The following is a 23,368-nucleotide window of genomic DNA, read 5'->3' as shown; positions in this document are numbered from 1 at the left end:
CATGGGGATCTGTCTCATTCTCCCTGGAGCTATGCAGCCAGATCCCCAAACCCTCGTCCACTCGCGTCCTCTATAGACCTGCTCCGACTGGCAGCCCAACTGCCTTAAACGCCGAGCGCACCACCTGCGTTGATCCCAAAGGAACCTTGCCATCGCGAGTCAATTCGCGGGCAGCCGTCACAATCACTGCCACTGCATCGTCGAACTGAGCCGTGGGCCAAAGCTTTTGCAGCGCACTAAACCAAATGTAGGCTGCATTCTCGGTGCCAATTTCCATCGCGGTCAGGTAAAACGCCTTGTTGGGAATGCCGCTGTTGATATGCACACCAAAGTTATCTTCGGGGCCGCTGAAATAGTCGCGCATGTGCCCAGGCTGTGGATCTTTGCCCAGCAGGTCGTTATCGTAAGCTGTTCCTGGCTCCTTCATCGACCGCAGCGCCTCGCCATACAGCGTCGGCCCCATAATCTCATCGCCAATCAGCCAGTCGGCGGTGCTGGCGGTTTGCCCTTCGGCATATTGCGTAATGGCAGTGCCAAACACATCAGCGAAGTGTTCGTTTAGCGCCCCCGATTGCCCCTTGTATTCCAGATTGGCGGTGAACTGAATTACGCCGTGGGTTAGCTCGTGGGCCACCACATCCAGAGAGTTGGCGAAGCTGTTGAAGATTTTGCCATCGCCATCGCCAAAGGTCATTTCGTCCCCGTCCCAAAAGGCGTTGAGATAGCGCACGCCGAAGTGGACATTCAGGATCAAATCCATGCCCAGGTTGTCAATCGAGTTGCGCCCCATGACGGTTTGGAAATAGTCGCGGACGACACCTGCGTAGTTGTGAATAGTCGTCACGTCGGCATCGCCCGTTTCTGGATCAGACTCGCCGCGCACCAGCTTGAGCCGCTGCTGCCAGGTTTGTTCGCAGTCGTAAACGAGGCGATCGCTCTTGCCCACAGGAGCCGCCCCGGTAAAGGTCGCCATGCTGACAGCGGCGGCGGTCGCTTTCCGTTTTTCTCGCATCTTGCGGCTCTGCTGATAGCTGACGCGGGCATCGTCAACCCCTTTGCGGGCAAGATGCTCTGCAATCACCGGGGGAATAAAAGAACACCGACAGCCTGGACGACAAAGGTAACGCATAAAGACTCGCTCCTAAAAAATGAGCAGGACTGACACGAGAGACGTTGAAACAGTGCTGAAGCAACGACAGCAAAACGGGGGTCTAGGTTGCTACAGCTTATCTTTTTGGACTAGAGACGCGCCTGCGTCAGCCCTGAGCAATCGTGTGACGGGACGCTCGCCCTCGGTGGGAGATGGCTGCGTCCCTAAAACCCCCAGGTGCGCTTCGGCCCGATATCCAGGTGGATCACGTTCGGCATGTTGCTGTAGATGCCAATGCCGCCATTCCAGGACAGCATCACTGCATTCGCCACCTGGCGACCGCTCAGGCCCTGCACCTGCACATCGACCGCCTTGCCGTAGAGGTGCTGGCTGTTGGTTGCTCCGCCCACTGCCGAGTTGACATCTGGCGGACGATACCAGGAATTGACCTGGAAGGGGCGGCCAATCTGGTTTCGCACCCGTTGCAGCTCCCGCGCCAGGGCCAGGATATTGTCGGCGATCGCCTTGGTGGCAGGAATGCGCGTCGCGTTCTTGGTTGCCTCGCCCCAGGTAAAGTTGCCGTTGGGAATAATCGGCTGGTCGGTATAAAACGTGGAGGAATAGCCCGGCAGGCGAAACGGCCGACCCGTGTACTGGGGTGGCGGGGGCGGTGGGGGTGGCGGCGGGGGCGGCGGGGGCGGCGGCGGAGTCGGTTGGGGTCTGGGATAAACGACTCTGCCTGCCTGCTCGACTCGCGCATGTTGGTCAAATACATACCAGGTGTTAAACCCGTAGATATTGTCTTTGACGTACTTGAGGGCAAACTTGATGTGTGAGTTGAACGATCCTTGGGCATCGGCAAAGGCATAGTTGTCAATCACCAGCAGCGTCCCCGGAACAGCAGGAGCCTGTTCGTTGGGCGCAAGCTGCGACGACTGCACCGGGCGACGTTTGAACAGCGTGTTTTGCGTAATTCTCAAGATAAACGCATTGGGGTCTTCGGGGGGATACACCACGTCTCCATCAAAGGTGACGAAAGCGTGCTGATTGAACACGAACCAGGTGCTTAGCCCGTTGATAAAATCAATGCGATCGCGGATGGCAAACTTAATATGGTTGTTAAATTCGCCCTGCGCGTCGGCGAAGGCGTAGGAATGCAGGTTGATCATGCAACCCCGCTGGATCGAGACTCGTTCTGACGGGGACAACACAGATGAATCGACTGGGCGGCGCTTCAGGATCGTATTTTGATTAATCCAGAGGATCGGTATGCTCTCTTGATCTTCGTGCGGGTAGACCACCACCCCGTTGGCTTCGACTTGAGCATCCAGACTCGACACAAACCAAGTGTTGAATCCGTTGATGGTTCGGTTTTGCAATGCAAACTTTATATGTCCGTTGAAGGAGCCATTGATATTGGCGTAGGCGTAGGAATGCAGCGGGTAGGTGTTGCCAGAGGCGATCGCCACCATTTCATTGGGCTGCAACAGAGAAGTCGGCTCGGGCCGCAGCTTAAACACGGTTGCTGTATTCACACGCAGAATCAGTTGTACCATCGGCAACACCCAAATCTAGTTCGCTCAAAGCGCTCCAAAGCAAGCGCTGAAAATAGACCTACTCATGATAGGTGCTTTTGTAGCTTTTGCAGCTTTGGGCATCGCCCCGCTGTTTCATAGCAACTGGCTATGACTACAGGGCAACCCGGAGCAATCCCAGATAGACTGGTCTGAATCGATCAGGACTTACGCATTTGCGATAAGGTCTTTGGGTTTTGGACAATTTCTCATGGGCTGCACCCACGAGAAATTGTCCAACTGCGTAAGTCCTATCGATTTTTGGAAGCGTAGAAGACCCGCGCAGCCCAACTCTGGGCGCAGAAACCCATTTCATAAATTAGTCAGGGCTGCTATAATTCATGATTGTCTGTAAAAATTGACTTTGCAGCGCTCGATGCAGCCTTGCCGGTGTAGCTCAGTGGTAGAGCACTCGATTCGTAATCGAGCGGCCGTGAGTTCAAATCTCATCACCGGCTTTTATCCCGAAACCATTAAGGTTCAGTAACTCTAGGGTGCCTACTTCCCCAAGTTCCAAAAGACGGCTTCTGGAAGCCTAAACCCGTTCTACAGGGCAAGACCAGTTCTAGAGAGAAAACTCCAGTTCTCGATATGGGCGGGGTTTATCTGCTGTGTTTATCTGCCGTTCGTCCCCTAAAGCAGCGAGGGACGGATCTCAGCGGCCCGCTGCAACAGCTTGCGATACTCGCGGTTGCTGACGATGTAGGCTCCAAAGCGGGCCAGGTGGGGGTTCATCATTTGCGCGTCGAAGAGGACAAACTGGCGATCGCGCAATCGCTCCACCAGCTTCACCATCGCTACCTTCGACCCGTCGGGAATTCGATAAAACATCGACTCGCCAATAAACGCACCGCCGACAATAATCCCCAAAATGCCGCCCGCCAACTCATCGCCCTGCCAGGTTTCAAAGCTGTGGGCATAGCCCGCGCGATGGAGTTCCTGATAAATCACCTTCAGTTCGCTGGAGATCCAGGTGGTGTCGCGGTCGGCGCAGCCGTCCACAACCTCTGAAAAGGCACGATCGATCGCCACCGAAAAGCGGTTTTGGTTCAGCACCCGCTGGAGCGATCGCGGATACCGAAACCGATCATCCAGCGGGATCAGCGTCCGCTGCTGGCTGGAATACCAACCCAGCGAGTCGCCTGTGTCTTCTGCCATCAAGAAATATCCCTGGGCATAGCGCTGGACGATCGCCTCAATGTCATACTGATACCAGGTCATACCCTCATCCTACGGAACAGACTGCGAAATCGCTGAGTCAGGCGCGAAGTTGTTGCAAACGCGACTTTCAAACGCGAATCTCAAACACGAATTTCAAACGCGACGTTATTTCAAGCTTGTCTCAAATTCGTCTCAAATTCGTCTCAAATTCGTCTCAAAAATTTGTCTCAAAGTTGCCTCAGACTCGAAGTTGCCTCAGAATTGCTTATGGCTGAACCGATTCCAGCAATTACCCTGCCCGTGGCGACCCATCCCCAGCAGGAGGGCGAATGGCTCCAGGCGGCGCTGCACCGCTGGCTCGACGAAGAGTTTATCCCCGAAGCAGTGAATGCAGAGATTGCCCGACGGGCGGCGCAGGTGTTTGTGCGACATCGCATGGAAGGGGAAACAGATTTGGGGTCGCTGGTAATTGCCTTGGTGACGGAAATGCAGGCGTTTGACTTTTCCCACAGTTTTTTTAGCGAGTTTGCTGTGGCCAATGCAGTCAGCGATTTGCTGCTAGACAGTCTGGGGATTGATCGCTGCTGCGGCGGTTGAGTAGGGCGCAGGACGGACGCAGGCTCAATGCAGGCTTAATGCAGGCTTTCTGACCAGTTTTAAGGATTCCTTAAAATTGCGCGAGCGAGCGCCCTCAATCTGTTTCGACCAATTTGGTAAGATTGGCCTGAAGATTCACCGCAAAAAATTCATGGCCTCCATGATTCAGGACACCCCAGCGCCAGATAGCAAGCTGCTTCAGACCGATGTCAAGCTCGGTCGCGTGCTGCTGGTGGAAGACGAAGAACTCATTCGTGAAACGATTAAGCTCGCCCTCAGCGACGAAGGCTACGACGTACTCGTGGCAGAGGACGGGCGGGCCGCGCTGGAGATCACGACCCGCGCCGACGAGGGTGATTACGCCGAGTTTGAGATCGACCTGATTATTCTGGACTTAATGTTGCCCTACGTGAACGGATTGGATCTGTGCCGTCTGATCCGCCACAACGGCAGCACCGTACCAATTCTCATCCTCAGCGCCAAAGGTAGCGAAACCGATCGCGTGGTTGGGCTAGAGGTAGGCGCAGATGACTATCTCACCAAGCCCTTCGGAATGCGGGAACTGATTGCCCGCTGTCGAGCGCTGCTGCGTCGCTATCGCCAGGCCCAACCCCAGATCGGGGATGCCAACCTGAGGTTCCAGGATATTACCCTGTTTCCGCAAGAGTGTCGCGTGACGGTGCGCGGTGAAGCTATCAACCTCTCGCCCAAAGAGTTCCGCATCCTGGAACTGTTTATGACCCATCCCCGGCGCGTGTGGTCGCGAGAGCAGCTCATCGAAAAGGTGTGGGGGCCTGATTTCATGGGCGACAGCAAGACGGTGGATGTCCACATTCGCTGGCTGCGCGAAAAGCTAGAGCTAGACCCTAGTCACCCCGAATATTTGAACACGGTGCGCGGGTTTGGCTATCGCTTCGGCTAAGCGCCCTGGAGCGGCTGATTGGGGGCTTTCAGAGGTACTCTCAAAGGATCTGCGGTGGGTATTCTCGATTTCTTGCTGGGGCTGCTCATTGGTTTGGGGCTATTGTGCTGGCAGCAGATTCGCCAGCGCCAGCGCCTCACCCGACTGCTTCGGGAACTGCGGGCCGCAGATGTGGAAACTTCTCCCTTTTCGGCTACGTCTCAGCTTGCCCTGACGGTGGCCCACCAGCAGCGGATTCAGCAGCAGTTGGCGGCGGAGGTGTCTACCTACCGCTCCATCTTGGAGGCTGCGCCCGTTGGCTATCTGCATCTTGATGACGAAAACCGCCTGGTCTGGTGCAACCCTGAAGCGCGATCGCTCTTAGACCTTACCCCCGCGCCGCCGAACCAGCCCGAAAATCCCCGCCTGCTGCTGGAACTGGTGCGCTCCTACGAGCTAGACGACCTCGTGGAGCAAGCCCGTAATTCCAAAACGCTATGCCAGAAAGACTGGGTGTTCTACCCCGTCAGCCCAGACGTGTTGCAGCTAACTCGCCAGCGCTCTTACGTGCTGCGGGGCTATGCGGTTCCCCTGCCCAAGCAGCATGTCGGCGTGTTTTTGGAAAGCCGTCAAGAATCGGTGCAGCTCAGGCAGAAACTCGATCGCTGGGCTTCCGACGTAGCCCACGAGTTAAAAACCCCCCTCACCTCTATCCGACTGATTGCCGAAACGCTGCAAACTCGGCTCGATCCAGCGCTGCGGGGCTGGGTCAATCGGCTAATTGGGGAATCTATTCGTCTCAGTGACCTGGTGCAAGACTTGCTAGACTTGGCGCTGATTGACCGCGAATCGTCTCAATGCCTGCATCTGAGACAGGTCAATCTGCCCGACCTGGTGCAGGCAGCCTGGCTCAATCTGGAGCCGCTGTCTCGCAAAAAGCAGGTGCAGTTGAGCTATCAGGGACCAGAGTCTTTGCCGGTGCAGATCGATGAGGCCCGAATTTATCGCGTGCTAATGAACCTGCTAGATAACAGCATTAAATACAGTCCGCCCTGGGAAACGGTCACGGTGCGAATCAGCACAGGACTTGCAGAAGAGTCTACCCACAGTAGCCCTGAAACAGGCGTTTGGCTGGAGGTGTTTGACGCAGGAACCGGATTTGCGGAGCAAGACTTGCCCCATGTGTTTGAGCGGTTCTATCGGGCCGACCCAGCGCGATCGCGCTTGCCACCCAACTGCTCTGCCAGTTCTGAAGCGTCGAATTCATCTCATTCAAATTCATCTCATTCGAGTGCAGCCGAGCCATACCACCGCACCAGCAGCGGTCTGGGTCTGGCAATCGTTCGGCAAATTGTGGAAGCCCATCAAGGCATAGTGTTGGCCAGCAACCATCCAGAAACAGGCGGCGCGTGGCTGCGGATTTGGCTACCGCAAAACGGGCTAGAGCCGGAGCCTCACAAACAGCCACCGGACGGGCTGGAAATCAAGCTCTATGAAGAGCCAAGGGCTGATGTGGGTTCTGCAAATCTATTGGAATAGAGCAGATTGGAATAGAGCAGAATAGAGCAGTGCTGGGATCACGCTGGCAAGCCACTGAGCTTTAAGCCACTGAGCTTTAAGCCACCCTGATTCCACTAAGCTGGAACAAACCTCAGCGCAACGCCATTCATGCAATAGCGAAGACCCGTGGGCGCGGGGCCATCGTCAAACACATGCCCAAGGTGACCCCCACAGCGGCGACAGTGAACCTCTGTACGAGTCATCAGAAAAGAATTGTCGATGCTTGCGCCGATCGCCCCTTGAATGGGTGCAGAGAAGCTGGGCCAGCCTGTGCCACTGTCGTACTTCGTTTCGGAGCTAAACAGCGGCAGGCCGCAGGCTGCGCAAACATAGGTGCCGTTGCCATATTCCTTGTCTAGGGGGCTGCTGCCGGGATACTCGGTGCCGTGCTGCCGCAGCACGCGAAACTGTTCCGGTGTCAGAATGGCTCGCCATTCTGCCTCTGTTTTGGTGATCTCGAACGTTGTGCTGGCGATCGCCTCGCTTGCCCCTTGCTGTCCGGGCAAATAGCGAGAAAGCCACGCCACCCCCAACACTGCCGTACTGATGCCTAAAAAGTATCGCTTCTTCATCGCTGCTTTATCGCTATTCGGTCGTGGTTGTCAGGGTTTACCCAAAAGCGCTCTGGTAAACCCTCTCCCGCCGGTTCATAAAATCGACGGGTAGAGGGCCCAAGAACTTATGAGAACTATGATGGGGCGATCGCCTGAACGCACCTTGAACAGCCTCTGAGAAGTGCCTGAAAAGCTGCTGAGGATCTTCTCAAATCGCAGATCAAGTTCCAGATCTCCAGGACTTACGCACTCGCGATAGGTTTTCTGGGTTTTGGATGATTTCTGGTGGGTGCAGCCCGCGAGAAATCGTCCAACTGCGTAAGTCCTAATCTCATTCGAGCGCCCCAGGCTATTGCTCTTGCATCAGGCGCAGATAGTTTTGCTGAAGCTGGAAGTGGTTTGCCGACAGGTTTTCGGTCAGGTCGCGCTCCACGTCGCAAATCTGCTGCCAAAACGCGGCCGAGCGCCGCCCTGCCACTGCCTCTCGCCACAACATTTCCAGCAGATTAGCCATTGCCGGATTCGACTCGGCAATTTGGGCTTTCAGTTGATCAAACGCATCATTGGCCGCTGCATGAGTTTGTAGATCTTGCAGCAGGGCGATGCATTCCGCTAGGGCTTGCGTCATCGAGTCGGAAGAAGCATAAGTCATGGGGGCGCTGTGAATTATTGCTTACAAGTTTTACAATTTCGTAACATTTACTTCATTATGGGGGTGGGCAATCGGGATTCGCAACCCGTAGACTTCTAGGTTTGCCCATCCGCACGACAGCTACATCCCAAAACGCTATTTGGGTTATGGTTGAAAACACGCGGGTATAACGATTTCTTAGGCTTCCGCCGTCCTCACTGTCAAGATACTTTCATCAGCAAACAGTTTCATGGGCAAGCAGCGCGTTCTCTCTGGCATTCAGCCAACAGGTGAGTTGCACTTGGGCAACTACCTCGGTGCCATTCGCAACTGGGTCGAGATTCAGGAAGACTACGACAGCTATCTATTTATGGCGGATTTGCACGCCATTACTGTGCCCCACGATCCCACACGACTGGCCGAAAGCACCTACAAAGTCGCCGCCTCTTACCTTGCCAGCGGCATTAGCCTGGAACACGCCACCATCTTTGTGCAGTCTCATGTGCCCGCCCACGCAGAGTTGGCCTGGCTGTTGATGTGCATTACGCCGCTGAACTGGCTGGAAGACATGATCCAGTTCAAGGAAAAGGCCGTGAAACAGGGCGAAAACGTCGGCGCAGGCCTGCTCAGCTATCCCGTGCTGCAAGCGGCAGACATCTTGCTCTACGAACCTGACAAAGTACCCGTCGGCGAAGACCAGAAGCAGCATCTAGAACTCACCCGCGACATTGCCGCCCGACTCAACTACCAGTTTGGTCGCGAGGATGCGCCGATCCTGAAGCTGCCTACGCCGATGATTCGTGCTGAGGGCGCACGGGTAATGAGCCTGACCGACGGTACGAAGAAGATGTCAAAATCTGACCCGTCAGAGTTAAGCCGAATCAACCTGCTGGATTCGCCCGAAGAGATTCAGCGCAAGATCAAGCGCTGCAAAACTGATCCGATTCGCGGACTGGAGTTTGACAATCCTGAACGCCCGGAATGCACTAACCTGCTGACGCTTTACATGATCCTGTCGGGTCAGACGAAGGACGAAGTGGCGAAGGAATGTGCCGAGATGGGCTGGGGGCAGTTCAAACCGCTGCTGACGGAGACGATGATTACTGCACTGAAGCCGATTCAGGATCGCTATCACGAGATTATGGGCGAACCGGGCTATTTGCAGCAGGTCTTGCGTGAGGGCAAAGAAAGGGCAGAGGCGATCGCCAATATCACGCTAACCAAAGTGAAAAAGGCGCTGGGATACGCTTTGCCCGTTTGAAGAGGTCAGGGAGATTGCTCCGCAATGCTTGCGCGAACAGGGGTCGGACTATGAATCTTGATCATCCTTAGTTATATTGCCCCTGAAATCTCGATGCCTCAAATTGTTAGAATCCGCTGATTATGGTTACCTCTTCATCCCTGCCTGCTGAACCCCGATCTCTGGCTCCTTCAACCCGTCTGCAAGCGGCTGCCCGGTCTGGCGAATTTTTGATCACTGCTGAGGTGATGCCGCCGAAGGGCTGCGACCCGACGCATATGCTGCAAATGGCGCATTTGCTGAAGGACTGGGTGCATGGGGTAAACATTACCGACGGCAGTCGGGCGGTGCTGCGGATGTCGTCGCTGGTGTCAGCGGCGCTGCTGCTGCGGGAGGGTATCGAGCCGATTTATCAGGTAGCCTGCCGCGATCGCAATCGAATTGGGCTACAGGCAGACCTGATGGGGGCGCAGGCGCTGGGCATTCGCAATGTGCTGGCGCTGACGGGTGACCCGATCAAGGCGGGCGATCATCCCGATGCCAAGCCTGTATTTGATCTGGAATCGGTGCGGCTGCTGCGATTGATCGGCAACCTCAATGCGGGGCTGGATATTAACGAGAAGCCGCTGACGGATGGGGCGACCAGCTTTTTTGCCGGGGCAGCGGTCGATCCGCAGTGTCCAAGCTGGTCAGGACTCCAGCGCCGATTTGAGCGGAAGGTTGAGGCGGGGGCGCAGTTTTTCCAGAGTCAGTTGATTACCGATTTTGACCGTCTGGACAAGTTCATGCACCAGGTTGCGGCGGGCTGCAATCGGCCGATTCTGGCGGGCATTTTTTTGCTGAAGTCTGCCAAAAATGCGCAGTTTATTAATAAGAATGTGCCTGGTGCCCAGATTCCCCAACACATCATCGATCGCCTAGAAACAGCGGCCCATCCGCTAGAAGAAGGCGTGGCGATCGCCGCTGAGCAGGTGCAGATGGCGCGGCAACTCTGCCAGGGCGTTCACATGATGGCGGTGAAGCGGGAAGACCTGATCCCAGAGATTTTGGCACGGGCGGGGTTGGGAAAAGTATCAGCGGTCAAACGTTAGGCCGCTCTAGCAAAAATACCAGCCTTACCTGCCACGCTTCTCCCTCGCGCTCCAGCACGATTTGCCGCAGAAATTCGCGGAAATAGGCGCGGCGCTCAGACTCCGACAGGTCAAGCCAGAACTGAGGTAGCGAGATGACCTGGGCGATCGCCCTTAGGTTTGCTGGAGGCAATTGGTCGATTTGGGTTTGCAGGCGGGCAATTTCGGTTCGCAGCGTATAAGCGCGGAGGTCGGCGGTTTGCTGATCCAGAATGCCCTGCTGCACCAGATCGGGCAGTTGACCCAGCCAGGTTTGGCGCGTGTGGATTTGAGCGGCGATCGCCCGCTGCATCTGTTCTACATCGGGCAGGGGCGTGCCCGAAACTAGGCGCGGCAGGTCGGTGCAAATGCGCTGGAAGGTGGCTTGCAGCACGGACTCGTAGGCGATCGCCCCACATTTTTTCGCACGGGGACAGGCCGCAGGGCGCAGGTAGAGATAGCGCTGGGACTGGCGGGGGCGCGTCACACTGCACACGCGCAAAGCCGACTGGCACTCGCCGCAGGTGACCAGCCCAGAGAGCGATCGCGGGGCACTGGCGGCCCGGGGCGGCAGCTTGCGATTTCGCCGCAAAATGCGATCCACCTGGGCCGCCTCAGCCTTGGGCAAAATCGCCGGATGCGTATCGGGCACGACCTCGCCTGTGTGATATTCCAGATCGCCGCGATAGACCGGACTGGTGAGCCAGCGCTTGCCCGTGGAGCTAGAAATTTTCTTGTTGTATTTCTGCTGCAAATAGCGGATGCTGCCGCGCAGCGAACCATAAAGCAAAAAATGGTCGAAGAAGTCCTTGACCACTGGGGCCGTCGTCCGATCCAGCACGTAGCGATCCTTGCCCCGCCGATAGCCATAGGGCGCTTTGCCGGGCGGCGGCTGGGCCTGGATGCGGTTGCGGGCGTGGCCCTGCTGAATGCGCTGGCGATGCTGAGCAGACTGGAGCGTTTGAAACTGCTGCAACAGTTCCGCAGGCGAGGGCGCAGGAGCCTGGGGATCAGCGCCTGCAATTCGTAGCGGAATATGGAGCGCCTCTAGCTCGGCCAGGCGATCGCCCACCTCCGCCACCGACTCGCCCAAATCCGATAGCTGACGAACCAGCACTGCATCCGGCGGGTTCTCCTGGCAATCCTGCACAAGCTGTTGCCACTGCGGTCGATGGGCAGCGCCGGGAGTGATGCCGTTTTCCCTGCAATTTATCACAGGATTCGAGGCAGGATGATCCGTCGCAGCATCCAATCCTGAGTAATCCTGGTAGACTCGATCTGCGATCGCCCACCATGCAGAACCACCAGCGGAATCATTAAAGGAAACCTTAAGTGATGCATTGGGTACAGTCTCGAACTTCGGATCAGCGTAAGAATAAGCGATGATTTTCATGGTGTTTTTCCTAGCACCATTAAAAACCTCCTAAAATTATCGAATAATCCAGCCAGGACACGCCATGAGTTCCATCCTCCACTCGTCGGATGATGCCTTTAGCACCGGCACTGCCACAGAAGATCGAGACGACCAGCCCCTTTCAGCCACTTCAACTACAGATCTGTTTCTTCGCCATCGGCTGAAGCTGGTTGAAGAACTATGGGAGTCGGTGCTTCAGCAAGAGTGTGGCCAGCAGTTGGTTGACCTGTTGCAGCAACTGCGCTTAGTCTGCTCTCCAGAAGGGCAAGCGCCAGAAGAGGGAGAGGCGATCGCCCTGGGGGTGATCGAAAAGCTGGATCTCAACGATGCTATTCGGGCTGCTCGCGCCTTTGCGCTTTATTTCCAGTTGATCAACATTGTCGAACAGCACTACGAACAGCGCGGACAGCAGCAGCAATATCGCGCCTCCTATGATGTCGCCACTGCCTCCGAAGAAAGCCAGTCCGAGTCTGAGACCCAAACTGCCGGACTCAGTGCTGACATGCTAGAGCGCAGCTTGCGAGAAGAAACTGCCCTGCGCCGAGAAATGAGTACGTTCCGGGGGCTATTTCCCAAGCTGGCCAACCTCAACGTGCCGCCACGCCAGATCCAAAATCTGATCGACAACCTCGACATTCGCCTAGTTTTCACAGCCCACCCGACAGAAATCGTCCGCCACACCATCCGCGACAAGCAGCGCCGCATCGCCAAAATCCTGCGCCAGCTCGACACTGCCGAAGACAGTATGCGGATGCTGGGGTTGTCCTCATCCTGGGAAACGGAAACGCTGCGGGAACAACTGACCGAAGAAATTCGCCTATGGTGGCGCACCGACGAACTGCACCAGTTCAAGCCGACAGTGCTGGATGAGGTGGACTACGCGCTGCACTACTTCCAGGAAGTCTTGTTTGACGCGATCCCCCACCTCTACTACCGCTTCCGTTCGGCATTAGAGGCGACCTTCCCAGGACTACATCCGCCCCGCTATAACTTCTGCAAGTTTGGCTCTTGGGTGGGGTCTGACCGGGATGGCAACCCATCCGTCACCCCGGAAATCACCTGGAAAACCGCCTGCTATCAACGTAACCTAGTGCTGATAAAATACATTCAGTCGGTGAAGCACCTGATCAACCTGCTGAGCCTGTCGCTGCACTGGAGCGATGTCTTGCCCGACCTGCTAGAGTCGCTGGAGCAAGACCAAGCGCAGATGCCCGAAGTCTACGAACAGCTTGCCATCCGCTATCGACAGGAACCCTATCGCCTGAAGCTGAGCTACATCCAGAAGCGGCTGGAAAATACCTGTGAGCGCAGCCGCAAGCTCTACAACGGCGACTATTTCAACGATGAGTCTCCGGACTATAACCCGGCGACGCTCTATCGCTCTGGTGATGAGTTTCTGGCAGATTTGCAACTGATTCGCAGAAATCTGGAGGAAACGGGCCTGACCTGCCGAGATTTGGAGAATCTGATTTGTCAGGTGGAAATTTACGGCTTTAACCTGGCCCACCTAGATATCCGCCAGGAAAGCAGTCGCCACTCGGATGCGATCGCCGAAATCGCGGAATACCTGCAAATTCTGCCCAAGTCTTACCACGAGATGACGGAGGAAGAGCGATCGCACTGGCTGGCCACCGAGCTGAAAACCCGTCGCCCGCTAATCCCGTCGGAACTGCCTTTCTCCGAAAAAACCTGCGAAACCATCCAAACCTTCCGCATGGTTCGCAAGCTGCATCAGGAGTTTGGCCCCGCCATTTGCCAGACCTATGTCATCAGCATGAGCCACCACGCCAGCGACCTGCTAGAGGTGCTGCTGCTGGCCAAGGAGGCAGGCATCTACGACCCCGCCACGGGCAGCGGCGCAATCAACGTGGTGCCGCTGTTTGAAACGGTAGAAGACCTGCTCCGCGCCCCGTCGGTCATGAGAGAGCTATTTGAGTTGCCGCTCTATCGGGCGTATCTGTCGGGCGGCTATGCCGAGCGCCAGCAAGAAGAGACGGGACAAAAGGTGGATATTGCAGGCTCCAGGAGTACGCTGCCGCAACAGGCCTCGCTCCAGGAAATCATGCTGGGCTATTCCGACAGTAATAAAGATTCCGGCTTCCTCAGCAGCAATTGGGAAATCCACAAGGCCCAACAGTCGTTGCAGGCGATGGCCGAAACCTACGGCATCTCCCTCCGGATCTTCCACGGGCGCGGCGGTTCCGTGGGTCGCGGCGGTGGGCCGGCCTATGAAGCGATTCTGGCTCAGCCGGGTCGCAGCATCGACGGCCGCATCAAAATTACAGAACAAGGCGAGGTGTTGGCCTCGAAATATAACCTGCCGGAACTGGCGCTGTATAACCTGGAAACCATCACGGCGGCGGTGGTGCAGGCGAGCCTGCTGCGAAATGGGTTTGACGATATCCAGCCGTGGCACGAAATTATGGAGGAACTGGCGACGCGATCGCGCTCTCACTACCGCTCCTTGATCTACGAACAGCCGGATTTTGTCGATTTCTTCCACCAGGTCACGCCGATTGAGGAAATCAGCCAGCTTCAAATTAGCTCCCGTCCCGCTCGGCGCGGCGGCAAAAAAGACCTGGGCAGCCTGCGGGCCATTCCCTGGGTGTTTAGCTGGACGCAGACACGCTTCCTGCTGCCCTCCTGGTATGGTGTGGGCACGGCGATTAACGAATTCTTGCAAGAGGAGCCAGAGGAAAACCTGAAGCTGCTGCGCTACTTCTACTACAAGTGGCCCTTCTTTAAGATGGTGATTTCCAAATGCGAAATGACCCTTTCAAAGGTGGACTTGCAAATCGCCAGTCACTACGTCCAGCAGTTGTCGCAGCCCGAAGACCGGGAGCGCTTCGAGCGGCTGTTTGAGCAAATTCGCAACGAGTATCACCTGACAAAACGACTAGTGCTGGCGATCGCCGGCCATGAGCGCCTGCTCGATGGCGACCCCGACCTTCAGCGCTCGGTGCAACTCCGCAACAGCACAATCGTTCCCCTCGGCTTCCTGCAAGTCTCCCTGCTGAAGCGCTTGCGCCAACACAAGACCAGCGCCGCCTCCGGCGTAATCCGTTCGCGCTATAGCCGAGGCGAACTGCTGCGCGGCGCACTGCTCACCATCAACGGCATCGCCGCCGGAATGCGAAACACAGGCTGAAGAAATGTAATGTCTCGATGTAACGTCTCGTGCGCGACGTACACGAGACACTGCACATAAAGGCACATTAGGGCGAGACTGCTGAGAGCGTGAATTGCTAGGCCGCGCTGCCGCCCAACGATTCACGCAAGAGGTTTAATGGCGATTGCTACGGCCGATGGCTGCGGCGCAGTTCTGTAATCTGATCCGCCCGATCTAGAATTGACTCAGGCATCTCTGGCCCCGTCAGGATTAAATCGACCTGGCGGGGTCGGTTTTTCAAAAGTTCTAGCACCTCAGATTCTGGAATCAGCCCAAACTTAATCGCCAGACTGAGTTCATCCAGCACCACCAGCGCATACTGACCCGACCGCACCACGTCCTGGGTATGCTGCCACAATTCCTGCAATGCCTCCGCTTCGCCATCCTCAAGTTGGGGCGTATCGATGCAGCGGGGCAGGTCGCAGCGTAGCCAGTCGAGGTGCTGCCCCAGTCGCACTGGGTGTGCCTGACCCTGCCCAATGCCGCCTTTGAGAAACTGCACCACTAGCACAGGCGTTCCCTGCCCCGCAATGCGGAGCGCCTGCGCCATCACGCTGGTAAAAAAGCTGCGGTGGGGGCAGGTAAACACCTGCACCAATCCTTCCACCGTATGAGAGAGGGGGCGGGTGAAATCTGAAACCGAGGTCTCAACTTGAGAAACCATGAACACTGACCAATAGGGGGAAATGGGGGCGCAAAACGGGCGATCGCAGCGTGTTTATGCCAGCGTTTCAGGAGCGTTTCAGGAGCGCTTCAGTTGGGCGATCGCCCAATAAGGCATTAACTAAGGACGTTATATAGCGCTACGTAACGCTACCTGGCGCTGCAAAAAAACTGCCAAAAACAGATACGCCCGCAGACCAATACGCTAGTATTAACGCAATTTGCCGACAAGATGCACCCGAACGAGCTTTATTAAGCAGTTGGCACAAAGGTTCACAAAACAAAATGTAGCGTGATCGACTGCACTTTGCCTCTATAAAACACTACATCTGCGATCGCGTCAAGCGTTATCTCCTAATCCTACCTAAGCCTACTCCACTTGCATGGTCGGCATTAGGCGCTGTAGGTTTTTGAGCGATCGCCCCTGCCAGATAATTTCTTCGCTGCCCAGGATCACCAGCGAGCTCTGAATCGTCCATTAGCTCATACGTCACGCCCAACTTTGGCGATACCTGCTTGGCTAATTGGACACACATCCCCAAACCTTGCTAGATGCCGCCAATCGGGCCCTCTATACGGCTAAGCAGGCCGGGCAAAACCAAGTGGCGATCGCCGAAGCATAGCGTCAAAATTGCCAGACACCGCTGTTTTTGGGTAATCTGCTTTTTGGGCAGCCTGTTTTTTGGGCACCCTGTTTTTGGGCAGCCTGCTTGAGCAATCAGGGGCGATCGCCCGGTTTCATCCGGGTCAGGGCTGCAAACGCCAGAAAAGTTCTGTACGGCAGTGAAAGGGGCCAACACCTGGGGCTACAGAAATGGTTAGGACAAGCCTTCCGTCACACGCTTGTGAGAAGAACGGCTTTTAACTAAACCTCGTAATCCCTGCCCAAATCCTTTACCCCCTGCCCCCTCTCGTTCTCCTCATGGCAGATTTTGACCTGCTGGCGCTGCTGAAAACAGGTGTCAGCATTTGGAACCAATGGTGTTTGACCCATCCTGAAGCGGGGCGGCTGGACTTGTCTGATGCGCGGTTGCCAGAGCTTGACCTGAGCCGGGTGCTGCTGCGGGGCTGCCTGTTGCAGCGAGCCGAACTCCGCCAGACCAACCTCAGCTTTGCCAACCTGAGCCAGGCCGATTTCAGCAATGCGATTCTGGAAAGCGCCAATCTTTATCGCGCCGACCTGTACCAGACCAACCTCACCGGAGCCAATCTGCAAGATGCCAATTTGCAAGAAGCCAGCCTGATCCGCTGTGTGCTTGTCCGGGCAGCGCTGGGGCTGGCAAACCTGCATTGCACCAAGCTGACGGGAGCCGTATTAGAACATGCGGATTTGCAAGGGGCAGATCTGACCCAGGCAACCCTGCGTCGAGCCAAGCTTCAGGGGGCCGACCTGCGCGGAGCCGACCTCAGTGGGGCCGACCTCAGCGAGGCCGACCTGCGAGACGCAAACCTGGCGCTGACCGACCTAAAGGGAACCCAACTGCAAGGGGCAAACCTGGAAAACGCCAGCTTGATGGGAGCCGACCTGAGCCGGGCCGTGCTGCACGATGCCAACTTGAGCGGGGCAAACCTTCGCCATGCTTATTTGCAGGACAGCAATCTGCAACGGGCGAGGCTCATCTGGGCAGACCTGCGAGAGGCGGAGCTGTGGCACGTTACGCTCGATCAGGTGAACCTGACGGCGGCCCAGCTCGATGGCGCAATGCTGAACGGCACGATTGCCCTGGAAAGCTACTCGCCGACGCAGCCCGGTGAGGAGTTGGAAGTGACGGCTAATCTGGAAACAACCGAAGACCTGATGCCGTTTGCCAGAAATCTGTGAGCAGCGGACGCTCGGCGGGCATTCCAAAATCGCAAATCGACCTAAAAGCCCGTGACCAGTCCGGCGATCGCCAGCACAGCCCCACCCACCAAACAATACTTCATCGCAAGGTCGCTGGCTTTGGCGTTGCGCTCGGCCGATTTCGTCAGTTCTTCGGCATTGCGGAGCGAGATGATGAACTGTTTCCCCGATTCGGTCGGGCGCTGCAAGGTCAAGCCATTGCCCGCATCGCTCACCGTCGCCACCACCGTCACTCGCCGTTCCACGGGTACAATCACTTCCTGGTAGCGATAGCCCAGCGTGCGGCGGTTGCCTCCTGGCGGACTGAGCGCCCGCGAAAAGCCGCCAAAGGAAATAAAGTTGCCGGGCGATTCAGGCCGAAATTCATCCAGCACGGTTACCGTCTCAAACTCGGCCTGGTTGGGGTCAACGGCGATCGCCCCGGTGTCATCTTTCAGCATGAAGGGTGTCGATTGCTCGTGGCTGGCGACGGTTTCCGAGCCGCGTTCGGTGCTGCGCTCTTCGTTGCCGTCCTTGTCGCGGCGAACCACGGTTTCCTCATACTCGCGCCGTACGGTCATGTGGTAGTGAACACAGGGCTGCTGCGCCAGTTGGGAGGTGAGAGGGCGATCGCACTGCACGATGCCCGACAGCCGCACATACTCGCGCCAGTTGCCGCCGCCAATTTCCTGGGCAATCTCTGCTGACATTTTCTCCAGTTCGGCCACCGTTGCCGGCCGCGACACCTTGAGGCAAAAGGCCCGGCCGCTGTGGTGGCGTTTGACAAAAATCAGCACGACTCCCGCAATCAGCAAAATTGCGCCGACCGTTAGCAGCACCATAGCTCGACTCCAGACCTAGCGTTTAAGGGGATGCGTTTAGGATGCCCGGAACCCTGGTCAGAGTCTCGTCAACTCCAGACATCTATACACTTCCTCTCAAATTCGATGCCGCTACAGGATAAAACTCGCAACCTAATCTGCAAAATCAAACCGGGGGTGAAACCGGGGATGCAGCAGCCGCTCTACGGGTTCGTCGTGCTGGAGATGCTGAGTGGCGATCGCCCCTACATCTTCCGGCTTTACCCGGCAATACCACACGTTGTCTGGCGTAACGCGCACCGTTGGCCCAGAGGCACACTGCCCCATACAGTCGCTAGCGCTGATCAGCACCCCCGGCAGATTCGCCTCTCGAAACGCCGCCAGCACCGCCGCCGACCCGCTCCGTTCGCAGGAGCGATATTGACAGACCGAAACGCAGCGTCGCTTTAGCGGAGTCGCTTGTTTGCCGGGTAATTCAGCTTGGGGGGATTCAGGTTGCGAGGTTGGCTGAGGAGTCTCAAACATGGGTTCCGCCATCGGTGCCGCGATGCGTAGAGATTTCTACTCACAGCTTATTCATTAATTTGCGGAGTTGCCACCTGCCAAGAACCTTTGCCCATGCTAATTCCTGTGCCCATGCCAATTGCTGTTGGCAAGATCGGCCAGAACTTACGCACTTGCGATAAGTTCTCCGCATTCTGGACGATTTCTCGCGGGCGCAGCCCACGAGAAATCGTCCAACTGCGTAAGCCCTATTGGTAATAGATTGGTAATAGACGGGCACCTCGAAAAATTCAGATTCTCTTGAGAATGGCTACGAGAAAACGAGATTTTCAGGCTCCTAAAATTCTCAATAAGGCAATTAATCGAGGTGCCCAGACGTGAAAGACATTAGAGACATTTGCAATCGTGGGCTATTGACCCAAGTAGGCTTCTAGCACCAGCGGATTGTTCTGCACTTCTTCGGGGGTGCCCGATGCCAGGTTGCGTCCTTCTGCCATCACCCAGACGCGATCGCACAGTGACATCACCACGTCCATATTGTGTTCAATCACCAAGAAGGTGATGCCCTGACGGTTCCACGCTTGGATATGTTCACAAATCTGGTTGATCAGCGTCGGATTTACGCCTGCGGCGGGTTCATCCAGCAAAATCAGCCGGGGCTTGACCATCAGCGCCCGCCCCAACTCCAGCAGCTTGCGCTGTCCGCCCGATAGAGAACCCGCGTAGTCATGGGCTTTGTGCGCCAGACCGATGGATTCCAGGATGTTCCAGGCATACTCGCGCTGTGCTTCTTCTTCCTGGGCAATGCGGGGCGATCGCCACCACACATTCCAAAACTTTTCGCCCGTCTGCTCTTGGGCCGCCAGCAGCATGTTTTCCAGCACCGACAGCCGCGACAACACCCGCGCCACCTGAAACGTCCGCACCAGCCCCCGCTGCGCCACCTGATGCGGCTGTAGCTCGTGAATCGGCTCCTCAGCAAACTGCACTTCGCCGCTGTCTGGACGCAAAAACATCGACAGCAGGTTAAACAGCGTCGTCTTGCCCGCCCCGTTCGGCCCAATCAGCCCGGTGATGCTGCCCTCTGGCACTTCGATCGAGGCCGCATCCACCGCCCGGATGCCGCCGAAGGTTTTGGTAAGTTGGGTTGCCGTCAGGAGAGCCATGAGGGGGGTGGGATGTTGGAGGAATAGGGGGAAAGAGAGAAGAGAGAAGAACGAAGAGGGAAGAGGTTCCGTTCTTCGTTCTTCATTCTTCATTCTTCATTCTTCATTCTTCGTTCTTCATTCTTCGTTCTTCGTTCTTCGTTCTTCGTTTTTCGTTCTTCGTTTTTCTCTCTTTCCTCCCTACTTCCCAAGGGTTAGCTCATCTTTGTTGCCCAAAATGCCCTGCGGTCGCCACACCATCAGAACCATCAGCAGCAGACCGATGAGCATGATGCGGAATGCGCCAAGGCGGGCATCGTCGAGGGGAATTACATCGCGCAAAAAGAAGCGGGTGACGGTCTGGTAGCCCCAGAAGATGGCGGCTCCCAAAATCGTGCCTACATTGTTGCCTGCGCCGCCGAGGACAACGATCGTCCAGGCGTTGAAGGTGACGAGGGGCTGGAAGTTATCGGGATAGACCGTGGTGAGCTGCCAGGCGTAGAGGGACCCCGCAATGCCGGCCAAGAAGCCGCCGATCGCCAGGGATTGCAGCTTGTAGGCAAAGACGTTTTTGCCCAGAGCGCGGGCGACGGCTTCGTCTTCTCGGATGGCTTTGAGGACGCGACCCCAGGGCGATCGCACGAGTCGTTCTAATGCCCAAAAAATCACCGCCAGCAGCACCACCGAGATCAGCATCAGCCCTGCCTTGCTGGGATTGCGGTCGTAGTGATATAGCGCCGAGGCCGAGTAGCCATAGACCCAGAGGCCCAGCGCCGCGCAGACCAACGCCGCCACCGTTCCCAAGCTGTTAGACCAGGCAGGAATTCTGGTCTTGGCCAACGCTCCCAGCCACACATAAAACCACACCAGTGCCACCATTGCCCCCAGCAGCAGCACCCCCAGCAGCCAGTAGGGAACCGTGCCTAGTTGCTTGAGCGTGCTGGAGGCGTAGCCCAGCCCAATCACCAGCAGCGTCAGAGACAGCAGGTAGCCTAGCGACAGGGCCACGCCGTTGGTCAGATGCGCCGGAGGAATAGACTTCACGGTTTGCCGCAGCCAGCGCCAGAACCGCCAGTAGGCCAACCCGGCGATCGCCGTTAGCATTGCCACCATGAGCGATCGCCCCAGCCAGTTGGGGTTCCAATTCGCCAGCGGCAGCGGAAAGCTTTGGAGTCCAAACGTACCGCGTGTCAGCCAGGCCTCGTTTTCGGCAATCAGGCGCACCATCTCGGCCACGCCAATGGTAACAATTGCCAGATAATCTTCCCGCAGGCGCAGCGTCGCCAAACCAATGCCCAGCCCCAACAGCGCTGCCAGCCCTGCGCCGATCAGCGCCCCCAACCACAGCGGCACCCCCCGCAAGCTGAGCAGCACCGTCGCGTAGGCTCCAATGGTCATAAACGCGACCTGCCCAAAGTTAATTAGCCCCGTGAACCCCCATTGAAGATTCAACCCCAGAGCAAAAATGGCAAAAATTGCCGCAAAGATGACCAGAGAGACAACAAACCCTTCCATGAGCAGTCGGGAATTAGCTTTCTTGAAGAATAGCAGGTCGGGGAAGAGGAGGGAGAGATGGAAAAAACGAAAAACGAAGAGCGAAAAATGAAACGTTTTTCCCTTTCCGTTCTTCCTTCTTCCTTCTTCCCTTTTCGTTCTTCCTTCTTCCTTCCGTCACTCTCCCCCCGGCCGCCACAAATATTTCCGCAAATCCACCTTTCCTTCTGGGCTAAACTCGATGCCCTCGGCTTCTAGGAGCGATCGCTGCAAATAGTCTGTGCCGTAGCGCAGGGGGGATTCCGATACTTCGCCTTTGGCATTGATGACGCGGTGCCAGGGAATGTCGGAATTTTGCATATCAACCCGATAGAGCGCATAGCCCACCAGCCGCGCCTTGCCGTAGAGTTGCGCCAGGTCAGCGATTTGCCCATAGGTGGCGACTTGCCCGTAAGGAATCTGCCGCACGATGTCGTAGATCACCTGGTAGGTGTTCATCAGTTTCCGGGGTGAGCGCAGAAGTGAGGATGGCGGCTCAGGCGAGGTCGCGGTGGGTGAAGGGGCGGGCGTGTTCGCCGCTGTAGGTGTTGACGATATGCCCATTGCCCAGCAACTGGTACTTATAGGTCACCAGACCTTCTAGCCCCACGGGGCCGCGGGGCGGCATTTTCTGGGTGCTGATGCCGACTTCTGCACCAAAGCCGTAACGGAAGCCGTCGGCAAAGCGGGTGGAGCAGTTGTGAAACACGCCCGCTGCGTCTACTTGAGAGATAAACGTGGCGGCGGCTGCGTCATCTTGTGTGGCGATCGCCTCGGTGTGCCGGGAGCCGTAGGTGTTGATGTGGGCGATCGCCGCTTCTAGCGAATCCACCACGCGAATCGCCAGAACCAGATCGCCGTATTCCGTTGCCCAGTCTGCTTCCGTGGCAGGCTCGATGGCAGCGCCGACTAGGGCTTGTGTCCGGTCGTCGCCGCGCAGTTCTACGCCTGCGGACTGGAAGACCGGAACCATTGCAGGGAGAAACTTTGGCGCAATCGCCTCATGCACCAGCAGCGTCTCAATGGCATTGCAGGCGGAGGGATAGTTGGTTTTGGCATCAAGGGCGATCGCCACCGCCTGGGCCACGTCGGCCGCCCGATCGACGTATAGGTGGCAGATGCCGTCGGCATGGCCCAGCACCGGAATCCGAGTGTTCTCCTGCACAAACCGCACAAAGGCGTTGGAACCCCGTGGAATGATCAAATCCACCTCTTGATCCAACCCCAGCAGTGCCACCGTTTCCTCCCGCGTCGTCAGCAGGCGCACCACCGCTGGGTCCAGGTCTACCGAACTCAGCCCCTGGTGAATCGCCTTCGTCAGCGCCTCGCAGGAGCGCACCGCTTCCCGCCCGCCCTTGAGGATGACTCCGTTCCCCGACTTGATGGCCAGCGACGCAATTTGCACCAGCGCGTCGGGCCGCGACTCGAAAATCACGCCCAGCACGCCCAGCGGACAGGTGATCCGCTTTAGCACCAGCCCGGTGTCTAGTTCTCGATGAAGCTGCACCTGACCCACCGGGTCGGCCAGCCGTGCCACATCGCGCACTCCGGCAATCACGCCACGCAGCTTGGTTTCATCCAGCTTGAGCCGCCCGTAAAGCGGTTTTGCCAGTCCTTCCTCTAGCGCCGCCGCGCAGTCCGCCGCGTTGGCCGCCAGAATTTCTGGGGCGGCGGCTTCTAGGGCAAGGGCGATCGCCCCAACTGCCTGATTTCGCGCCTCGCCCGACAGCGCTGCTAGCCGCCGTGCCGCCGAACGGGTCTGCTGGGCCAGGGTTTTGAGGTCGGGAGTGGAGGTGAGCATGGGAGTGGAGGGTTGGAGTTTGGATTTTGGATTTTGGGAGGCTTGCCTGCGCTATTACCTACCTTATTACCTACTTGTT

At 56.9% G+C, this 23,368-nt stretch carries 20 protein-coding genes and 1 tRNA gene; 8 read left to right on the top strand and 13 right to left on the bottom strand.

Going from position 1 to position 23,368, the window contains the following annotated elements; all coding sequences use genetic code 11:
- Nucleotides 1-70 precede the first annotated feature (70 nt).
- Nucleotides 71-1,129, bottom strand: coding sequence for a M4 family metallopeptidase (locus HPC62_RS10785; RefSeq protein WP_172355549.1), 1,059 nt, complete (start codon nucleotides 1,127-1,129; stop codon nucleotides 71-73).
- 185 nt (nucleotides 1,130-1,314) lie between these two features.
- A complete protein-coding gene (locus tag HPC62_RS10780; RefSeq protein WP_225906638.1) occupies nucleotides 1,315-2,646 on the bottom strand; it encodes a YcbK family protein in 1,332 nt (443 codons plus the stop codon).
- A 404-nt stretch (nucleotides 2,647-3,050) separates the two neighbouring features.
- Here HPC62_RS10780 and HPC62_RS10775 point away from each other — a divergent pair.
- Nucleotides 3,051-3,122, top strand: a tRNA-Thr gene (locus HPC62_RS10775).
- Between the two features lie 175 nt (nucleotides 3,123-3,297).
- Here the strand turns inward: HPC62_RS10775 and aat are convergent.
- Complete coding sequence (gene aat / locus HPC62_RS10770) at nucleotides 3,298-3,885, bottom strand: leucyl/phenylalanyl-tRNA--protein transferase (RefSeq protein WP_172355547.1); 588 nt, start codon at nucleotides 3,883-3,885, stop codon at nucleotides 3,298-3,300.
- A gap of 207 nt (nucleotides 3,886-4,092) precedes the next feature.
- On the opposite strand from aat, the gene HPC62_RS10765 reads away from it, so the two are divergent.
- The 3 genes from HPC62_RS10765 (at nucleotide 4,093) to HPC62_RS10755 (ending at nucleotide 6,862) form a co-directional block, all read left to right on the top strand.
- Nucleotides 4,093-4,422, top strand: coding sequence for a hypothetical protein (locus HPC62_RS10765; protein WP_172355545.1), 330 nt, complete (start codon nucleotides 4,093-4,095; stop codon nucleotides 4,420-4,422).
- A gap of 160 nt (nucleotides 4,423-4,582) precedes the next feature.
- Nucleotides 4,583-5,344 (top strand): response regulator transcription factor, encoded by a 762-nt coding sequence (locus tag HPC62_RS10760; protein ID WP_205371394.1) that lies wholly within the window; start codon nucleotides 4,583-4,585, stop codon nucleotides 5,342-5,344.
- 54 nt (nucleotides 5,345-5,398) lie between these two features.
- Nucleotides 5,399-6,862, top strand: coding sequence for a sensor histidine kinase (locus HPC62_RS10755; RefSeq protein ID WP_172355541.1), 1,464 nt, complete (start codon nucleotides 5,399-5,401; stop codon nucleotides 6,860-6,862).
- Nucleotides 6,863-6,957: 95 nt separating this feature from the next.
- On the opposite strand, the gene msrB is transcribed toward HPC62_RS10755, so the two are convergent.
- Together msrB and HPC62_RS10745 are read right to left on the bottom strand one after the other, a co-directional pair.
- Nucleotides 6,958-7,455 (bottom strand): peptide-methionine (R)-S-oxide reductase MsrB, encoded by a 498-nt coding sequence (gene msrB, locus HPC62_RS10750; protein WP_172355539.1) that lies wholly within the window; start codon nucleotides 7,453-7,455, stop codon nucleotides 6,958-6,960.
- A 331-nt stretch (nucleotides 7,456-7,786) separates the two neighbouring features.
- A complete protein-coding gene (locus tag HPC62_RS10745; protein WP_172355537.1) occupies nucleotides 7,787-8,089 on the bottom strand; it encodes a hypothetical protein in 303 nt (100 codons plus the stop codon).
- Nucleotides 8,090-8,318: 229 nt separating this feature from the next.
- On the opposite strand from HPC62_RS10745, the gene trpS reads away from it, so the two are divergent.
- Together trpS and HPC62_RS10735 are read left to right on the top strand one after the other, a co-directional pair.
- Nucleotides 8,319-9,329: a tryptophan--tRNA ligase gene (trpS, locus tag HPC62_RS10740; RefSeq protein ID WP_172355535.1), complete on the top strand. Its 1,011-nt coding sequence runs from the start codon at nucleotides 8,319-8,321 to the stop codon at nucleotides 9,327-9,329.
- Between the two features lie 122 nt (nucleotides 9,330-9,451).
- Nucleotides 9,452-10,399, top strand: a complete 948-nt coding sequence (locus HPC62_RS10735) for a methylenetetrahydrofolate reductase (RefSeq protein ID WP_172355533.1) — start codon at nucleotides 9,452-9,454, stop codon at nucleotides 10,397-10,399.
- Here HPC62_RS10735 and HPC62_RS10730 read toward each other — a convergent pair.
- Complete coding sequence (locus HPC62_RS10730; protein ID WP_225910629.1) at nucleotides 10,389-11,633, bottom strand: recombinase family protein; 1,245 nt, start codon at nucleotides 11,631-11,633, stop codon at nucleotides 10,389-10,391. The two genes, HPC62_RS10735 and HPC62_RS10730, sit on opposite strands and share 11 nt — an antisense overlap.
- Before the next feature lie 241 nt (nucleotides 11,634-11,874).
- Here HPC62_RS10730 and ppc point away from each other — a divergent pair, with 241 nt between their 5' ends.
- Entirely contained in the window at nucleotides 11,875-14,979 is a 3,105-nt protein-coding gene (ppc, locus tag HPC62_RS10725) for a phosphoenolpyruvate carboxylase (protein ID WP_172355529.1), read from the top strand.
- Nucleotides 14,980-15,127: 148 nt separating this feature from the next.
- Here ppc and HPC62_RS10720 read toward each other — a convergent pair whose 3' ends face one another.
- Entirely contained in the window at nucleotides 15,128-15,664 is a 537-nt protein-coding gene (locus HPC62_RS10720) for a P-loop NTPase family protein (RefSeq protein WP_172355527.1), read from the bottom strand.
- A 921-nt stretch (nucleotides 15,665-16,585) separates the two neighbouring features.
- Between HPC62_RS10720 and HPC62_RS10715 the strand changes: the two genes are divergently transcribed.
- On the top strand, nucleotides 16,586-17,485 hold the full coding sequence (locus HPC62_RS10715) for a pentapeptide repeat-containing protein (protein ID WP_172355525.1): 900 nt from the start codon (nucleotides 16,586-16,588) through the stop codon (nucleotides 17,483-17,485).
- 41 nt (nucleotides 17,486-17,526) lie between these two features.
- On the opposite strand, the gene HPC62_RS10710 is transcribed toward HPC62_RS10715, so the two are convergent.
- The 6 genes from HPC62_RS10710 to HPC62_RS10685 all read right to left on the bottom strand — a co-directional run bounded on the left by HPC62_RS10710 (nucleotide 17,527) and on the right by HPC62_RS10685 (nucleotide 23,289).
- Complete coding sequence (locus HPC62_RS10710; protein ID WP_172355523.1) at nucleotides 17,527-18,327, bottom strand: E3 ubiquitin ligase family protein; 801 nt, start codon at nucleotides 18,325-18,327, stop codon at nucleotides 17,527-17,529.
- 132 nt (nucleotides 18,328-18,459) lie between these two features.
- Entirely contained in the window at nucleotides 18,460-18,831 is a 372-nt protein-coding gene (locus HPC62_RS10705) for a (2Fe-2S) ferredoxin domain-containing protein (protein WP_172355521.1), read from the bottom strand.
- 389 nt (nucleotides 18,832-19,220) lie between these two features.
- Entirely contained in the window at nucleotides 19,221-19,976 is a 756-nt protein-coding gene (locus HPC62_RS10700; RefSeq protein WP_172355519.1) for an ABC transporter ATP-binding protein, read from the bottom strand.
- A gap of 180 nt (nucleotides 19,977-20,156) precedes the next feature.
- Complete coding sequence (locus tag HPC62_RS10695; protein WP_172355517.1) at nucleotides 20,157-21,470, bottom strand: branched-chain amino acid ABC transporter permease; 1,314 nt, start codon at nucleotides 21,468-21,470, stop codon at nucleotides 20,157-20,159.
- A gap of 156 nt (nucleotides 21,471-21,626) precedes the next feature.
- Nucleotides 21,627-21,947, bottom strand: coding sequence for an MGMT family protein (locus HPC62_RS10690; RefSeq protein ID WP_172355515.1), 321 nt, complete (start codon nucleotides 21,945-21,947; stop codon nucleotides 21,627-21,629).
- 37 nt (nucleotides 21,948-21,984) lie between these two features.
- Entirely contained in the window at nucleotides 21,985-23,289 is a 1,305-nt protein-coding gene (locus HPC62_RS10685) for a glutamate-5-semialdehyde dehydrogenase (RefSeq protein WP_172355513.1), read from the bottom strand.
- Between the last annotated feature and the right edge of the window lie 79 nt (nucleotides 23,290-23,368).

Origin of the sequence: Thermoleptolyngbya sichuanensis A183, assembly GCF_013177315.1 — a bacterium.
Taxonomy (GTDB): Bacteria; Cyanobacteriota; Cyanobacteriia; order Elainellales; family Elainellaceae; genus Thermoleptolyngbya; species Thermoleptolyngbya sichuanensis.
The sequence above is the reverse complement of the archived record's forward strand: the minus strand, read 5'-3'. Positions and strand labels throughout refer to the sequence as shown.

Excerpts from the sequence above, each read along its gene's own strand:
- aat (WP_172355547.1), bottom strand. The coding sequence starts at position 3,885 with ATGACCTGGTATCAGTATGACATTGAGGCGATCGTCCAGCGCTATGCC.
- HPC62_RS10685 (WP_172355513.1), bottom strand. The coding sequence starts at position 23,289 with ATGCTCACCTCCACTCCCGACCTCAAAACCCTGGCCCAGCAGACCCGT.
- msrB (WP_172355539.1), bottom strand. The coding sequence starts at position 7,455 with ATGAAGAAGCGATACTTTTTAGGCATCAGTACGGCAGTGTTGGGGGTG.
- HPC62_RS10780 (WP_225906638.1), bottom strand. The coding sequence starts at position 2,646 with ATGGTACAACTGATTCTGCGTGTGAATACAGCAACCGTGTTTAAGCTG.
- HPC62_RS10720 (WP_172355527.1), bottom strand. The coding sequence starts at position 15,664 with ATGGTTTCTCAAGTTGAGACCTCGGTTTCAGATTTCACCCGCCCCCTC.
- HPC62_RS10715 (WP_172355525.1), top strand. The coding sequence starts at position 16,586 with ATGGCAGATTTTGACCTGCTGGCGCTGCTGAAAACAGGTGTCAGCATT.
- HPC62_RS10700 (WP_172355519.1), bottom strand. The coding sequence starts at position 19,976 with ATGGCTCTCCTGACGGCAACCCAACTTACCAAAACCTTCGGCGGCATC.
- trpS (WP_172355535.1), top strand. The coding sequence starts at position 8,319 with ATGGGCAAGCAGCGCGTTCTCTCTGGCATTCAGCCAACAGGTGAGTTG.
- HPC62_RS10710 (WP_172355523.1), bottom strand. The coding sequence starts at position 18,327 with ATGGTGCTGCTAACGGTCGGCGCAATTTTGCTGATTGCGGGAGTCGTG.
- HPC62_RS10745 (WP_172355537.1), bottom strand. The coding sequence starts at position 8,089 with ATGACTTATGCTTCTTCCGACTCGATGACGCAAGCCCTAGCGGAATGC.
- HPC62_RS10695 (WP_172355517.1), bottom strand. The coding sequence starts at position 21,470 with ATGGAAGGGTTTGTTGTCTCTCTGGTCATCTTTGCGGCAATTTTTGCC.
- HPC62_RS10765 (WP_172355545.1), top strand. The coding sequence starts at position 4,093 with ATGGCTGAACCGATTCCAGCAATTACCCTGCCCGTGGCGACCCATCCC.
- HPC62_RS10760 (WP_205371394.1), top strand. The coding sequence starts at position 4,583 with ATGATTCAGGACACCCCAGCGCCAGATAGCAAGCTGCTTCAGACCGAT.
- ppc (WP_172355529.1), top strand. The coding sequence starts at position 11,875 with ATGAGTTCCATCCTCCACTCGTCGGATGATGCCTTTAGCACCGGCACT.
- HPC62_RS10735 (WP_172355533.1), top strand. The coding sequence starts at position 9,452 with ATGGTTACCTCTTCATCCCTGCCTGCTGAACCCCGATCTCTGGCTCCT.
- HPC62_RS10785 (WP_172355549.1), bottom strand. The coding sequence starts at position 1,129 with ATGCGTTACCTTTGTCGTCCAGGCTGTCGGTGTTCTTTTATTCCCCCG.
- HPC62_RS10690 (WP_172355515.1), bottom strand. The coding sequence starts at position 21,947 with ATGAACACCTACCAGGTGATCTACGACATCGTGCGGCAGATTCCTTAC.
- HPC62_RS10705 (WP_172355521.1), bottom strand. The coding sequence starts at position 18,831 with ATGTTTGAGACTCCTCAGCCAACCTCGCAACCTGAATCCCCCCAAGCT.